The sequence below is a fragment of the Chryseobacterium cucumeris genome (assembly GCF_016775705.1).
Taxonomy (GTDB): Bacteria; Bacteroidota; Bacteroidia; order Flavobacteriales; family Weeksellaceae; genus Chryseobacterium; species Chryseobacterium cupriresistens.
This window is the reverse complement of the sequence record NZ_CP068760.1, coordinates 232,549-248,439: the sequence shown is the minus strand read 5'-3', so window position 1 is coordinate 248,439 and position 15,891 is coordinate 232,549. Positions and strand designations below refer to the sequence as shown.

The following is a 15,891-nucleotide window of genomic DNA, read 5'->3' as shown; positions in this document are numbered from 1 at the left end:
TTTTTGACGGAGATGAATAATCATTTTTTTGACTTAATAGAGTATACGAACAGAAGTGTTTTTTTAACGGGGAAAGCCGGAACAGGAAAGACAACATTTCTTAATGATTTTGTAAGGCGTACCAAGAAAAAGCATATTGTAGTGGCTCCCACGGGAATTGCTGCCATTAATGCTGGAGGAGTAACCATCCATTCCATGTTTGGGCTGCCGTTGAGAACCTTTCTTCCTACTACAGAAAGGATAGATACCAGTTTGGCCAATAATATTGCCGATCTGATGCCTCATTTCAAATACCGTAAAGATAAACTCAAACTTCTGAGAGAGGTTGAGATCATCATTATCGATGAGGTTTCGATGCTGAGGGCTGATGTTCTGGATATGATGGATTTTTCTTTGAGATTCATCAGAAGGAATAATCAGAGATTCGGAGGGGTACAGATGCTCTTTATCGGAGATTTGTATCAACTTCCTCCGGTGGTAAGGGATGAGCATATACTCAAAATGTATTACAACTCACCTTTCTTTTTTGACAGCCATGCCATTAAGGAAATTCCAATCGTCACCATTGAGCTGACAAAGGTATACAGACAATCTGACGAAGAGTTTCTGGAAATTCTGAATGCGATCCGTGACGGCGATGTGGATAATATAGACTTTGATCATCTCAATGAAAGGTATGATCCTGACTTTGATATGGGAAAAGAGTCTTATGTATATCTGTGTTCTCACAACAAAATGGCAGACGAGATCAATCAGCAAAAACTGGCAGAAATTAAAGTAGATCCTCAGATTTATGAAGCTAAACTGGTAGGAGACTTTAAAGAAAATCAATTTCCAAATGACCAGTTTCTGGAACTGAAAATTGGAGCTCAGATCATGTTTATCCGAAATGATATTTCCGGAGAAAAGAAATATTTTAACGGAAAACTGGGTGAGATTATCGGGTTGGATGAGAATGAAATCCGTGTTGTTCTGGATGAAAGTGAAAGAGAAATTGTGGTAAAAAGGGAAACCTGGGAACAGAAAAAATATTTCCTTGATACGGATAAAAATATCAAAGAGGAAGTGTTGGGAAGTTTCGAGCAGTTTCCGATCAAATTAGCATGGGCGGTTACGATTCACAAAAGCCAGGGATTAACGTTTGATAAAGTGATTATTGATGCCGGGAAAAGTTTTACTGCCGGTCAGGTGTATGTGGCTTTATCCCGCTGCAGAACTCTGGAGGGCATTGTTTTAAAATCAAAAATTACTCCCGAAGTTATTTTCAAGGATAACAGGATTCTTCATTTCCACACCGATACTATTGCCAATGATCATGTGGAGGCGATTCTGAATCAGGAAAAATATGATTACAGCATCAGAAAAGTATTGCGAACGTTAGACTGTACATGGTTTTTGAAAGAAGTGGAGGAGTGGAATAACCTTTCCATTGTCACCAAAAATATAGACCACGTTAAAACCAAACAGCTTTATCTTCAGTTGAAACATGAAGCGGTCAACCTGGGGAAAATTTTTGAAAAATTAGAACGAATCATTTTCCAGAAAGTCAATAATTTTATTGAACAGAAAGAAGAATGGTCCGAAATTGAAAGCAAATCAAAAGGTGCGGTTAATTTCTTTTTTACAGAAACCAGAAATAAAATATTCGATCCTTTGAAAGAGTTTTATGCTGAGATAAAAGGTGCAAAAGGATTGAAACAATACAACGAAGAATTTAAAAGCTGGCTGGAAGACATTGAAGAATATCTGAACAGCCTGAGAGATATTCACCTGCTTGAAACGAAACTTTTAGATGAAAAGAATGATAAGGAAATCAATCTGAAAATTGCTAAAGTTCCGTCCCAGGTTTTAACCTTCCAGTTGTTTGAGCAAGGAAAAACGATCGGTGAAATTGCCTTGGAAAGAGGGCTGGTGAAAGAAACAGTTATTGGGCATCTTGCCAAATTTGCCGAGCAGGGATTGCTGGACATCGCCAGAGTCATTACTTCAGATAAAATCAAAGCTTTTGAAGATGAATTCTATAAAAATCCACATGAAACATTAACCGAGTGGAAGAATGCATTGCCAAGCCATTTTGAATTTAACGAAATCAGGATTTTAATTAATCATTATAATTATAAAAAAGAAAAGAACTCGTAAGAGTTCTTTTTTTATGGAGAGACGATTCTTAAAAATTTAAGGATACATCGCATTGATGGTATTGATATCTCCGGTGGTAAATCCGGTTCTGGTATAAGTAAAATTGCTGTTGTCAGCTCTGGTAATCGTAGGCAGCCCGTTTCTGGAATATGAGGTCGGCCAATACATCATCACCGAATTAATATTAAACGGGCCTATATCTGTTCCGGAATTATAGATATTGAAATTATAAGACTGTCCGTTTTGAATATTATTCCACAGAATTTTTACGTATTGATCTCTGTCTTTACGCGTATGTTCATGATAAAGTCCTACCGTATGCCCCATTTCATGGATAACTGATCCTACAGAAATATACTGATCCAAAGAAATAGTTTGTTTTCCACCCTGGTATCCGATATGCGCCCAGCCATCAGATCCTGATGAGCTTCCGAAAATAAATTCCACATAATTAGCCTGGTTGGTACGGTAGATCCACTGTGTATTCGTTTTATTATTGTACTCGCTGATGGCAGAGTTGATTTTGTTAACATTGATGGAACCCATATTGCCGGCAATAGTATAATAAATTTTACCATTCGGCCATCTTGAATAGCTTGCACCGCCTTTATTAACTTCATTACCTTCTGATAATTGTTTGTCGGTAAGAACAATATCTCCCTGGAAAAAATTCATTCCGTTTTTTCTTTCATAGGTAATTTCCTGGCCGTTCAATTGTCCTTTTTTTACATTGTCTGCGTTGAAGGCATTGGTTTGAGCTTCAGAAGTAATTTCTTCATTGTTTTTGCTACAAGACGAAAATATTGCAGCAATAAGAAAACTCATAAAGACAGTTTTTCCTGTCAACATCTGCTTATAAAACAGGCTGTTTGTTTTTTTGTTCATATTAAAATTTTTAAAAATTTGGTATACGAATATAATAAATATATCTCTTTTTGTTGAATTATTTTTGTTAAAATATGTTTTTTAATATGATTATTTAATTTTAAGATCACATAGGTAAAACGATGTAAGCAAAATTTTCATTCCAATAGTTTTTCCCTGAACTGAGCAATTGTTTTTATTAATTACAAAAAGTAACTAATGCAGTTTTTATGTTTTAAATTTGCCTTGTTTTTCAGATTAAAGAAAAATTAACATCATAACATGAAAAATTTTGAAATTTCTGTTTTAGATCTTGCCCCGGTAAAGCAAGGTAAAAGCATTCATGATACTTTTCAGGACAGCTTATCACTAGCTAATCACGCTGAAAATTTAAATTATAAAAGATTCTGGCTGGCAGAACACCACAATATGGAAAGTATTGCAAGCTCTGCAACTTCTGTTTTAATTGGTTTCATTGCCAATGGAACGAAAACAATCAGAGTAGGTTCAGGAGGAATTATGCTTCCTAACCACAGTTCTCTGATCATTGCAGAACAATTTGGTACTCTGGAATCTCTGTTTCCGGGAAGGATTGACCTTGGATTAGGAAGAGCTCCGGGAACAGATGGCTTGACAGCACAAGCGTTGGGAAGGAATCCAGCCATCATCAATGAACAGTTTCCAAGACAGATCCTCGAACTTCAAAGATATTTTTCAAAAGAAAATTCAGAGGCGATGGTTCGTGCCATTCCGGGAGAAGGATTGGATATTCCGCTATATATTCTGGGGTCAAGTACAGACAGTGCATGGCTGGCTGCAGAACTAGGGCTGCCTTATGCATTTGCGGGACATTTTGCACCTGAGCAGATGGAAATGGCTTTTAAAATATACAGAGAACATTTCGAACCGTCAAAATATCTGGATAAACCTTATATCATTGCGTGTGTAAATGGGGTAGCGGCTGAAACTTCTGAGGAAGCTCATAAAATTTCCACCACTTTATTCCAGGCATTCATCAATATTGTAAGAAACGACAGAAAACCTTTTGCTCCACCCGTGGATGATATGGATGAAATCTGGTCGCCAATGGAAAAATCTATGGTTTTACAGAAACTGAGATATACTTTTATCGGAGATAAGGCTGAAGTTCAGGAAAAGCTTAAAGATTTCCAGGAAAGATTCCAGGTGGATGAACTGATGATCAATTCACATATCTACGATCATCAGAAAAGATTGAGATCTTACGAGATTTTCAGAGAGGCTGCAGACTCTTTATCCAAAGCGTAATAAACCATACATAATTAATTGGCAGATGCTTATTTTTATGAGTATCTTTGCACAAATAAAAAGTAAAAATGTCCGATATTAAATTAAATACTATTCCAGAGGCTATCGAAGACCTTAGAAATGGTAAAATAATCATAGTAGTAGATGATGAAGACAGAGAAAATGAAGGTGATTTTCTTTGCGCGGCAGAACTGACAACGCCGGAAATTATCAATTTTATGGCTCTTCACGGAAGAGGGCTGATCTGTATGCCGCTTCCTGAAAAAAGATGTGATGAGCTTGGACTTGAAGTGATGGTAAGCAGAAGCAGCGATCCTAAGGAAACTGCTTTCACCGTATCAGTTGACCTTCTGGGTAACGGAACATCTACCGGAATTTCTGCAAGTGACAGAGCAAAAACAATTTTAGCGCTGATGGATGAAAAATCCAAGCCTACGGACTTTATGAGACCTGGCCACATTTTCCCGCTTCGTGCAAGAAAAGGAGGTGTATTGAAAAGAGCCGGACATACTGAAGCGGCCATCGATCTTACGAACTTAGCAGGGTTAAAAGAAGGAGGTGTGATCTGCGAGATCATGAACGAAGACGGTACAATGTCCCGTCTGCCTGAACTTCATGCTTTTGCCCAAAAACACGATATGAAGATCGTTTCTATCGAAGACCTGATCCATTATCAGCTTAAAAAAGGAAATCTTGTAGAAAGACTTGAAGAGAAAAAAGTAAAAACCCATTATGGTGATTTTGATTTTTATGCTTTCAGAGAAACTTCCAATGACCAGATCCACTTTGCATTGACAAAAGGAACATGGACAGTAGATGAGCCTGTTTTGGTAAGAGTACAATCTTCAGATTCTTATTTCGATGTATTGACAAGATTAAATAATGGGGAGAAACCTCTGTTGGAAAAAGTAACCAATATGGTTAATGAGGCTGGAAAAGGAGCTATTATTTTCATCAACAATGTTTCCAACTCTGAAAATACATTGAGAAAACTTCAGCAGTTCCTGAACTATCAGGACGGTCAGGAGCAGCATCCTACACTGGCGTACAACTACAGAGATTATGGAATCGGAACGCAGATCCTTAAGAATTTAGGAATCAACAAGTTTAAAGTAATCACTCAAAACCCTAATATCAAACCTCAGGTTGGAGGATATGATGTAGAGGTTACGGAGATGGTACAACTATAAAAAATGAATGGTCAATAGTGAATTGTTTTCACATTAATTGACTGTTTGTAATATAAAATATAAGGTTTAGGATTTTTCTAAACCTTTTTTATTTTTTAAACCATGACTGAATCTTTAAAAAAACATATCCGGGGCTATATTGAAATTTCAGATGAAAAGCTGGAGAAATACTGCAGTGCTTTCAGTTTAAGGAAAATCAAGAAAAAAGAATTCCTCTTAAAAGAAGGTGAAATTTGCGAATTTGAAGGGTTTGTAGTAAGCGGATGTTTTAAAGTTTTTCATACCCATCATAATGCAGCCGAACAGATATTGTATTTTGGAATTGAAAACTGGTGGATCTCCGATATTGATAGTTTTGTGAACCGTATTCCCTCTAAACTCAATATTCAGGCGCTTGAGGATAGTGAAATCCTTCTTATTCCCAAAAAAGACAAAGAAAAACTGTATACTGAAATGCCGGAGGTTGAAAGATTAATGAGGCTTAAATTTCAAAAATCAATTATTGCACTACAGCGTAGAATTATTGATAATCTAAGCAAGCCTTCTGATGAACGTTATGTTGAGTTTTTAAAAGATTATCCACAGACAGCCAACCGTTTAACGAATATTCAGATTGCAGCATATCTGGGAGTAACTCCGGAATTTATAAGCAGAATCCGAAAGAAAATTGTCAGTAAAAGCTGATGACCGAAAAAAATAAAAAGTCCCGAAAGTTTATTGGTACATGTTTTCGGGACTTTTTCTATGTTTGATAATAGTCTATTTTAGCTTAATGTAATTCCGTCAAAGTTTCGGAAGCCATTCAGAAAATCTTTTACCATCATTCTTTTTTTACCTTCCAGTTGAAGTTCAAGAGGGTAGTAGATCCCGTCCTGAGTGTAAATTTTAAATTCATTTTTTGAAATATCCAGCGTTCCGGCTGGTTTTCCGTGATCAGAAAGTTCAAATTTACCCCCGAATATTTTTAATCCTTTTTCTTCGTTGTCAATCTTTAAAGTAGTGAAGGCTGCAGGATAAGGAGACATTCCCAGAATAAACTGATGAATAGTTTTTGAAGGCTGTTCCCAATTAATCCTCGTATCTTCCTTGAAAATTTTATAAGCATTTTTAGGATGTTCTACATGGGGCTGAGGTTTTTCTTCAATAGCATTTTCGGCAAGACCATCCAATGTCTTAACCACAAGGCCTGAGCCCATTTCCATGAGTCGGTCATGAAGGCTTCCTGCATTTTCATCCGGTAAAATTTCCATTTCCTGCTGAAGAAGAATATTTCCTTCGTCAATTTTTTCATTAATAAAGAATGTAGTTGCTCCGGTTTTTTCTTCTCCGTTGATTACAGCATAATTGATGGGTGCAGCACCTCTGTAATCAGGAAGCAGTGAAGCATGAAGATTGAAAGTTCCCATTTTAGGCATCTCAAAAAGCACTTTAGGCATCATTCTGAAGGCAACCACTACAAAAACATCAGCATCCAGTTTCCTAAGTTCTTCCAGGAATTCAGGGTTTCTCAACTTTTCTGGCTGAAAAACAGGAATATTATTTTCTTCTGCATAGATTTTTACCGGTGACTGGTGAATTTTCTGTCCGCGTCCGCTTGCCTTATCAGCTACAGTTACAACACCTACTACCTGATGGTGAGATTGGTGGATGGCCTCCAAAGAGGTTTTTGCAAACTCAGGAGTTCCTAAAAAAACGACTTTCAATGATTTCATAATGCAAAGATAAGTTTTTGATCTGAGAGTCGGAAAATATCAGGGTTTGAAGGTAGGAGAGTTTTAGAGTATGAGCTTTGAGATTTAGGCAGGTTGAGGGTCATAATATTTATCAATCATTGCTCATTGCTCATTGCATATTACTCATTACTCATGATTCAGCGCATACGTTCTGAAATTCAGCATTCTTACCTTTCCTGAATCCAAAAGAAAAATCAGATTCTCCAGTATATTTTCTTTGGAATGATAGCTGAGCTGGATAGACAGTTCTTCAATAGTAGCCGATTTTTTAGCTAATAAATTAATGATCTGCTGGGAAATATTTTTCCCAAAGATAGACTGCTTATTTTTTTCGCAGACAGAGCACTGTCCACAGTTTTTTGAATTTTTTTCACCAAAGTAAGCAAGAATTAGTTTCATTTTACAGTAGTCGTTATTTTCTACGTAAAACTTCATCTCTTCCCATTTCTGGATTTTATTCCTCTGAATATGTTCAAATAATTTCCAGTAAGCGCTGTTCACAGCTCTTTCATCACGGGGTTTGAGGAATTTAATACTGGCTAATGCTCCGTCAATATATTCAAGGTAATTCTTTTGCTGCAGCTCTTTCAGACGTTCCTTGATTAAAGGAACACTGATATTGATTTTGTTGCTGACCTGCTGTTCGCTGAACATAACTTTGTGCGTAGTAATTCCTGATATGGTACGGAAAAGGAGTTCTATGAAATGGCCATCTTTTTGTGGCAACTGGTCAATCTCATCAGCTTTAATAAAAAGTTCGAGCGAAGACAGACTTTTGTTATCATTGTAGTAAACAATTTCCTGATTGTGCAGAAAATTGAGTACATTGTTGATCTTGGCCTTCGATAGTTTTGTAAAATTCTGTATACTGAGATGATTCAGTTGAAATGTCTTTTCCGGAAGTTCAAATTCAGCTACCTGAAAAATAGAGTAGAGATAACTAACGATTTTCAAAAACTCAGCTTTGTTGGGAGTCTGGTTTTTTAAAACCTGATCAAAATTCAATAGTTCCTGTTTGTTCCAGAGCATGAAGGCAAAACTGTCTTTGCCATCTCTTCCGGCTCTTCCGATTTCCTGATAATAGTTTTCAAGGGATGCAGCGGGAGAATAATGAATGACAAAACGGACATTATCTTTGTCAATACCCATTCCAAAGGCATTGGTAGAAATAAGAACGTGATTGTCACTGTTATTCCAAAGATTCTGTCTTGCATTCTTTTCTTTGGTTGTGAGACCGGCATGAAAATAATCTACATTTTTCAGTTGATTTTTCTTTAGAAATTCTGCCAGCAGTTCAGCTTCTTTTCTTGTTCTTACGTAAACAATTCCGGAATCATTGCTGTATTTTAGAATATCAAAAACACGTTGAAATTTATCAGATACTTCATCTGTAAAGATTTTAATATTCTCTCTTTTGAAACTCTTTTGAAAAACAAAAGGATTTTTCAGTTCCAGTTTATTTTTAATTTCTTCCAGCACTTTCGGAGTTGCAGTTGCAGTCAAGGCAAGGCAGGGAATCTCCGGGTTATTATTTCTGAATCCTTTTATATTCTGGTAGCTGGGCCTGAAATCCTGTCCCCATTCTGAAATACAGTGTGCTTCATCAACGGCAATGAAGGATAGCTGTATTTCTTCCATATTTTGAATAAACTGAGTATTGGTAAGCCTTTCAGGAGAAACATAGAGCAGCTTGGTAAGTCCTTCTTTACAGCGGTCATAAATGGCTTCAGCATCATATTCATCCAATTCGGAGGAAAGATATTCTGCTTCTATACCACGCGCTTTAAGCTGATTAACCTGGTCTTTCATCAATGCCAGCAAAGGAGAAACAACAAGGCAGGTTCCTTCTTTCAGTAAGGCTGGTAATTGATAACATAAAGACTTTCCTGCTCCTGTAGGTAAGAGAACCAGGGTGTCTTTTTCATTGATTACAGCATTGATAATTTCTTCCTGAGAATCTCTGAAGTCGGTATAACCCCAGAAATACTTAAGAGTATCATATTTTAGCTTTTGAAAATCCTGCGGAGAAATCATGTTGTAAAAATAAGGAAAGAATTAGGACAAAAAAAGTCACGCAGGGCGTGACTTTCATATAATGTATCAATATGTTTATTATTTAGCTTCGAAGTATACTCTTCTGTTGGCTCTGTTTTTCCATTCAGGGCACTTCGTTGCCGGTTCACATTCAGGATATTTAAGGTCTTTTTCACCTTTTCCTATAGCCTGTAGTTTACCTGTCTGAACACCATTTTTGATCAGATAGTTCTTAACGTTGTTTGCTCTTCTTTCAGATAGTTTCTGGTTGTAAGCATCAGTACCTCTTGTATCTGTAGCTCCGATTACATTGTAAGAACCATTTGAAGAATTAATATAGTTTACTGCATTATTTAAAATTGGAGTATTTGAAGGTAAAATTCTGTCAGAATTCAAATCAAACTCAATTCCTTCCAATTTAGTTTCTGTTTCTACTACAGGTCCTGTTGTTGCTACAGGGCATCCGTTGTTTTCAACAGGTCCCGGAACAGTTACACACTTATCGTAAAGGTCAATTACACCGTCTAAGTCAGTGTCAAGCGCAACTCCGGCACCATCCACTCTTGCTCCTGCAGGAGTATCAAGCTGTCTGTCCCAATCGTCGCATACCCCGTCGTTATCAGCATCTCCTTTTTTACATACTTCAATATCCTGGTTTTTGTTAGCCAGCACATCAAGTTTATAATAGATTTCCTGAAGCGGGTCATGCCACATTAAGTGAGATTCATGTTTTCCAAGTTTAACAGAAAGACCTAAAGTAGCATTGAAGAAGTTGTCTGAAACCTGCTCTGAACGCTTGTTGATAGCGCTGTATTTATCACCTCCTCCATCAAATTCATCATCACCGGTTACCACATACATTAATCTACCTTCAATATCGATTCTTCTGTTCACTTTGAACTTCAGACCTGTACCAGCCTGCATAAACATAGAACCTAATTCGAAAGGTTTGATTTCAGTCATCAATCTCTGTCTGTTGCTTCCGTCTTTCTGATATGCTCTGTACGCAATAGTACCGATACCAGCATATCCGTGAAGTGCCCATCTGTAAGGAGAATGGTTGTCAACTCTTCTTAACAGGTTTGAGAAGTTAATATCTCCTAAGATAGAGATCGCATCATACTGAGTTCTTGCTCCTACTGCTGTTGCATCCGGTGCTGAATTTTTAGTATTGAACCATCCTTGTCTGGTTTCACCTCTGTCATACTGTAAATTGATCCCAAAAGCATGGGTAATCGCTTTATCAATACTTACATACGCTGAATATCCAAAAAGGTTTTTACCGTTACCATTTTTGATAGAGGTTAAATCCGCAGACTGAAGAAGTGGAACACCCACCCCGGCAGAAATAGACCAATCGTTAAATCTTTTAGATTGATTGGTGAATGGGGAAACATTAGCAGATCCCGAAGAAAATGTATTAGGATATTCTCCTTTTGAAACTGCCGTTGAGTCTTGTGCATACGTGGCAGAAGGAATTGCCAAAGCTAATGCAACAATTGCTAAACTTAATTTCATAGTGTTATTTTTTTAAGTTAAGTTATTTTAAATGATTTTTTACGCTAAAAAGTGATATTGTGTTAATTTTTTTCAAAACAAACGTACTGATTACTAATGTGTTTGTACAATTGTCCTGAAAATAATGATAAAGGTATGTAAAAAAATTCGTAGTAGAAAAAAAATAAACCGAAAAGAACAATTCTTTTCGGTTTATGAAGTATTTGAAATTATTTCTTCTTTTTCTTAGCGGGAGCTTTTTTGACTGTTTTTTTTACAGGAGCATCTTCATAGTCTTTCTTTTTGATAGAATCCCATTCTGAACTTTCTATAAATCTTACAGTAACTTTTCTGTCCGCCATTCTTTCAGCATCTGAAGCTGATGCAGGGATAGTAGCTTCAGCAGAACCTACTCCTCTTGATTTCAGCACATTTTCATTGATGCCTCTGTTTTCCAGAGCTCCAACTACAGCTGCTGCTCTTTCTTTAGACAATCTAAGGTTGTATGCTGCATTTCCTTTGATATCGGTATGTCCTGTTAACAGGTAATTACCTCCGTTTTCTTTGATAATTGAAGCAGCCAGATCCAGTTTCTCATTAGATTCAGGTCTGATGGTTGCTTTATTAAAGTTGAAATAAATATCTTTAAGGGTTTTCTCTACTTCTACAGCAGTTTGCTTATTATCTTTAACAACTGGACATCCGTTGTTTTCAACAGGTCCTGGAACCGTTACACACTTATCGTAAAGGTCAATTACACCGTCTAAGTCAGTGTCAAGCGCAACTCCGGCACCATCTACTCTTGCTCCTGCAGGAGTATCAAGCTGTCTGTCCCAATCGTCGCATACACCATCATTATCAGCATCTCCTTTTTTACATACTTCAATATCCTGGTTTTTGTTAGCCAGTACATCAAGTTTATAATAGATTTCCTGAAGCGGGTCATGCCACATTACGTGAGACTCGTGCTTACCTAGTTTGAAAGAAAGACCTAAAGTAGCGTTGAAGAAGTTGTCTGAAACCTGCTCAGAACGCTTGTTGATAGCGCTGTAAGCATCACCTCCACCGTCAAATTCATCATCACCGGTTACCACATACATTAATCTACCTTCAATATCGATTCTTCTGTTCACTTTGAACTTCAGACCTGTACCAGCCTGAAAGAACATAGAACCTAATTCGAAAGGTTTGATTTCTGTCATCAATCTCTGTCTGTTGCTTCCGTCTTTCTGATATGCTCTGTATGCAATAGTACCGATACCTGCATATCCGTGAAGTGCCCATCTGTAAGGAGAATGGTTGTCAACTCTTCTTAACAGGTTTGAGAAGTTGATATCTCCTAAGATAGAGATCGCGTCATACTGAGTTCTTGCTCCTACTGCTGTTGCATCCGGTGCTGCATTTTTAGTATTGAACCATCCTTGTCTGGTTTCACCTCTGTCATACTGTAAATTGATCCCAAAAGCATGGGTAATCGCTTTATCAATACTTACATACGCTGAATAGCCAAAAAGGTTTTTACCATTACCATTTTTGATAGAGGTTAAATCTGCTGACTGCAGAAGCGGAACACCTGCTCCTACTGAAACAGACCAATCATTAAATCTCTTGGATTGGTTGGTAAATGGTGTAACATTGGCAGATCCTGAGGAAAATGTATTGGGATATTTTCCATTCGAAACTGCTGTTGAGTCTTGTGCATAAGCGGCAGAAGGAATTGCCAAAGCTAATGCAACAATTGCTAAACTTAATTTCATCGTGTATTATTATTTGATTTCTTTTTGTAAAAGAATTGTAAGACTGTTTTAATTATTTAATCGGGCATCCGTTATTTTCAACAGGTCCTGGTACAGTTACGCACTTATCGTAAAGGTCAATAACTCCATCAAGATCCATATCCAAAGCAACTCCGGCTCCATCTACTCTTGCTCCTGCAGGAGTATCAAGCTGTCTGTCCCAGTCATCGCATACTCCGTCATTGTCTGCATCTCCTTTTTCGCAGACAACAAGGTCAGTACTTGCATTTTCGAGAACGCTGGTTCTGTAATAAGCTTCCTGAAGCGGATCATGCCATGCCAGATGAGATTCGTGCTTTCCTAGTTTGAAAGATACTCCTAAACTTACTGTCCAGGCGTTATCAGATCTTCTGGAATTTAACATGTTATATTTTGAACCTGGAGTGGAAGGATCATAATCATTAGGATCTGCCCATCCGCCGCCATCGAATTCATCATCACCACTGATAATGTACATGGTTCTTGCCTCAACGTCAATAAGTTTTGAAACATTGTACTTGATTCCCACACCTCCCTGATAGAAGATAGAGTTGATATCAATGTCCTGTTTAATGAATAAAGGAGTTCTTCTTGGAGAATTGCTCCATCTGAATTCGTCATTATCATGCAGTGATGTTCTGAATCCCTGAAGACCGATACCCATATATCCGTGGAAAGCCCATCTGTATGGAGAGTGGTTGTCTACTCTTCTGAATAAGTTCGAGAAGTTGATATCCCCCAATAAAGAGATGTTGTCAAACTGTGTTGTTGCAGTAGCTATTCCTGATTTTACACCTTCAGCACCAGGAAGCTGGGCTGTCTGTTTTGTTTCTCCTCTCATATACATAAGGCTTAGCCCGAATGCATGTGTGATTTGTTTGTCCACGCTTACGTAAGCATTGTATCCCCAATTAGTCTTATCCTTGCGGATAGATTTTAAATCGGAGTGTACCATAAATGCAGGACCTCCTCCAACAGAAATAGACCAGTCTCTGAAACGTCTGGATTTATTGTCAAAGGGTTTTACATTAGCGGAACCTGAGGAGAATGTATTAGGGTACTCTGTGGAAGAGCTTACTGTTGTGCCGCTGTTCTGTGCGAAAGCTGCAATTGGCAATGACGTAGCCAATAATAATAAACCTAATTTCATACAATATGTTTTATGTTTTAAATAAAATCTTTTAATAATATCCTGGAAAAATCCCTTTCAAAAAGATGTTTTTTATGAGGGATTTCTAATCTTTCTGATTTAAAATTCAACTCATTATACTTAATGATATCAATATCTATTATCCTGTCTGTGTAACCTCCGGATACTTTTGAATCATTAATTCTTCCCATCTCAACTTCTATATTCTTAATACAATCAAGCAGTTGAATGGGTGAAAGATGTGTGAATATTATTGCTGCAATATTACAAAAAATATTGGAACTGGCAAACTCTACAGGCTCAGACATTAAAAATTCGCTGGTTTGTGAAATGTAATTTCCGGCTTCACTGATTTTTTTTAATGCAAGCTCTACATTTTTTTTTTGCTCTCCTAAGTTACTTCCCAGTAACAAAACGACCTTATGCTGCGACATATTAGAAAATTGATTGATTTATGAGAAGTTTCTTCAAAAATGTTTTGGCAAATATAGTCGCAATTATCATACTTTGCGCTCTATTTTTCATCTTTTTCATCATGATGCTTGTGTTCAGTGCAATGGGGAATGATAAGTCGGTGGCGGTGAAAAAGAACTCAGTTCTTACGATTAATTTAAAGACCAGTATCATCGATAGTCCTACCGAAGAAGAGATGGGATTATTCGGGATAGGCGCCCAAAATAAAAGTATTCTTATATATGATGCATTAGAGGCTATCAACAAAGCAAAAACTGATGATAATATTAAAGGAATCAGTATAGAAGCTGATGACTTGTCTGCAGGCCTTACACAGATTGATGATCTTAGAAATGCTATTGAGGATTTCAAGAAAAGCGGAAAGTTTGTATACGCTTATGGAAACGGAGTATCACAGTCTGCTTATTATTTAGGATCTGTTGCTGATCAATATTACCTGCATCCGGCAGGAATGATCGAATTAAAAGGTCTTTCTACTGAGGTTACTTTCTTCAAAGATTTTGCAGATAAGTACGGAATCGGAATCGAAGTAATCCGTCACGGTAAATTCAAGTCTGCGGTAGAACCCTTTTTAAGAAATGATATTTCTCCTGAAAATAAAGAACAGTTAAGTACTCTTTTGAATGATCTTTGGAAAAATACATCCAATAAAATGGCTGCTTCAAGAAAAATTGATACTGCTCAGTTCAGAACAATTACAGACAGCTTATACGGAATGATTCCTGAGCAGAGTTTACAGTATAAACTTGCGGATAAGCTGATCCAGAAATCCGAATATGAAGATCTTCTGAAAGCGAAGCTTAATGTAAAAGATAAAGAAAAGCTGAACAAGATTTCTTTGACAAGCTATATCAATTCTTATGCGGATGAAGATAAATCCGGTGAAAAGATCGCTGTACTTTATGCTTCGGGATCTATTAATAACGGAGATGAATACAATGATATTCATTCCGAGAAATATGTGAAGTACATCAAAAAACTTCAGGAGGATGATAAAGTGAAAGCGGTTGTGTTCAGAATCAACTCTCCGGGAGGAAGTGCCAATGCTTCAGATGAAATTTTATTTGAATTACAGCAGCTGAAAAAGAAAAAGCCACTGATCGTTTCTTTTGGAGACTATGCAGCATCAGGAGGATATTATGTAGCAATGGCTGCAGATAAAATTTATTCAGAGCCTAATACACTTACCGGTTCTATCGGAGTGTTCGGGGTGATGCCTTACTATAAAGATATTGCTGCTAAAAACGGGATTCGTGCGGATATTGTTTCTACCAATGCCAACTCTATGTATTATTCAGGATTAAACGGAGTGACGCCTTATGGAGTGAATATGATGACAAGAAGTGTAGAAGGTACTTACAAGAGATTTGTTCATTTTGTAACTCAAAACAGAAAGAAAACTTTTGAGCAGATTGACAATGTAGGAGGCGGTAGAGTATGGAGTGGTGTTCGTGCCAAGCAAATTGGATTGGTGGATGAATTGGGTACTTTAACTGATGCTGTGAAATTTGCCGCTCAGAAAGCAGGAATGAAATCTTACCACGTAGAGGCTTTCCCTAAGAGAATGACTCCGTTCGAGCAAATCTTTAAAGACCTGAATGAGGAAGATGTTTCGGCAAGAATTATTAAAAATAAGATAGGGAAGTCCAACTATGAGATTTTACAGCAGATTACAAACAAAAAACTACAGTCTGAGGTGAAAATGGAAATGCCTTATCAGATCAGAATCAACAACTAACTAAATTTTA

12 protein-coding genes are annotated in these 15,891 nt (G+C 37.2%); 5 read left to right on the top strand and 7 right to left on the bottom strand.

The genetic code is table 11. The features are described 5' to 3' along the window. Positions 1–12: 12 nt before the first annotated feature. Positions 13–2,139 (top strand): helix-turn-helix domain-containing protein, encoded by a 2,127-nt coding sequence (locus JNG87_RS01175; RefSeq protein ID WP_202841241.1) that lies wholly within the window; start codon positions 13–15, stop codon positions 2,137–2,139. Between the two features lie 36 nt (positions 2,140–2,175). Here JNG87_RS01175 and JNG87_RS01170 read toward each other — a convergent pair whose 3' ends face one another. After that, positions 2,176–3,024, bottom strand: coding sequence for a M12 family metallopeptidase (locus tag JNG87_RS01170; protein WP_202841240.1), 849 nt, complete (start codon positions 3,022–3,024; stop codon positions 2,176–2,178). A 261-nt stretch (positions 3,025–3,285) separates the two neighbouring features. Between JNG87_RS01170 and JNG87_RS01165 the strand changes: the two genes are divergently transcribed. From JNG87_RS01165 to JNG87_RS01155, 3 genes are all read left to right on the top strand, one after another. Continuing rightward, positions 3,286–4,290, top strand: coding sequence for an LLM class flavin-dependent oxidoreductase (locus JNG87_RS01165; RefSeq protein WP_062676211.1), 1,005 nt, complete (start codon positions 3,286–3,288; stop codon positions 4,288–4,290). Positions 4,291–4,358: 68 nt separating this feature from the next. Beyond that, entirely contained in the window at positions 4,359–5,480 is a 1,122-nt protein-coding gene (gene ribB / locus JNG87_RS01160; RefSeq protein WP_202841239.1) for a 3,4-dihydroxy-2-butanone-4-phosphate synthase, read from the top strand. A 102-nt stretch (positions 5,481–5,582) separates the two neighbouring features. Further along, positions 5,583–6,164, top strand: a complete 582-nt coding sequence (locus JNG87_RS01155; protein ID WP_202841237.1) for a Crp/Fnr family transcriptional regulator — start codon at positions 5,583–5,585, stop codon at positions 6,162–6,164. An 80-nt stretch (positions 6,165–6,244) separates the two neighbouring features. On the opposite strand, the gene fmt is transcribed toward JNG87_RS01155, so the two are convergent. The 6 genes from fmt to folK all read right to left on the bottom strand — a co-directional run bounded on the left by fmt (position 6,245) and on the right by folK (position 14,103). Then, a complete protein-coding gene (gene fmt / locus JNG87_RS01150; RefSeq protein WP_202841235.1) occupies positions 6,245–7,192 on the bottom strand; it encodes a methionyl-tRNA formyltransferase in 948 nt (315 codons plus the stop codon). A 147-nt stretch (positions 7,193–7,339) separates the two neighbouring features. Then, the gene (locus tag JNG87_RS01145) at positions 7,340–9,247 is read right to left on the bottom strand and encodes an ATP-dependent DNA helicase RecQ (RefSeq protein WP_202841233.1); all 1,908 of its coding nucleotides are present in this window, start codon (positions 9,245–9,247) and stop codon (positions 7,340–7,342) included. Positions 9,248–9,325: 78 nt separating this feature from the next. Further along, complete coding sequence (locus JNG87_RS01140) at positions 9,326–10,765, bottom strand: OmpA family protein (RefSeq protein ID WP_202841231.1); 1,440 nt, start codon at positions 10,763–10,765, stop codon at positions 9,326–9,328. 209 nt (positions 10,766–10,974) lie between these two features. Beyond that, entirely contained in the window at positions 10,975–12,501 is a 1,527-nt protein-coding gene (locus JNG87_RS01135; RefSeq protein WP_110008045.1) for an OmpA family protein, read from the bottom strand. Between the two features lie 52 nt (positions 12,502–12,553). Then, on the bottom strand, positions 12,554–13,669 hold the full coding sequence (locus JNG87_RS01130; RefSeq protein ID WP_202841229.1) for an OmpA family protein: 1,116 nt from the start codon (positions 13,667–13,669) through the stop codon (positions 12,554–12,556). A gap of 17 nt (positions 13,670–13,686) precedes the next feature. After that, positions 13,687–14,103: a 2-amino-4-hydroxy-6-hydroxymethyldihydropteridine diphosphokinase gene (gene folK, locus JNG87_RS01125; RefSeq protein WP_202841227.1), complete on the bottom strand. Its 417-nt coding sequence runs from the start codon at positions 14,101–14,103 to the stop codon at positions 13,687–13,689. Between the two features lie 20 nt (positions 14,104–14,123). Between folK and sppA the strand changes: the two genes are divergently transcribed. Beyond that, complete coding sequence (gene sppA, locus JNG87_RS01120) at positions 14,124–15,881, top strand: signal peptide peptidase SppA (protein ID WP_202841225.1); 1,758 nt, start codon at positions 14,124–14,126, stop codon at positions 15,879–15,881. Positions 15,882–15,891 lie beyond the last annotated feature (10 nt).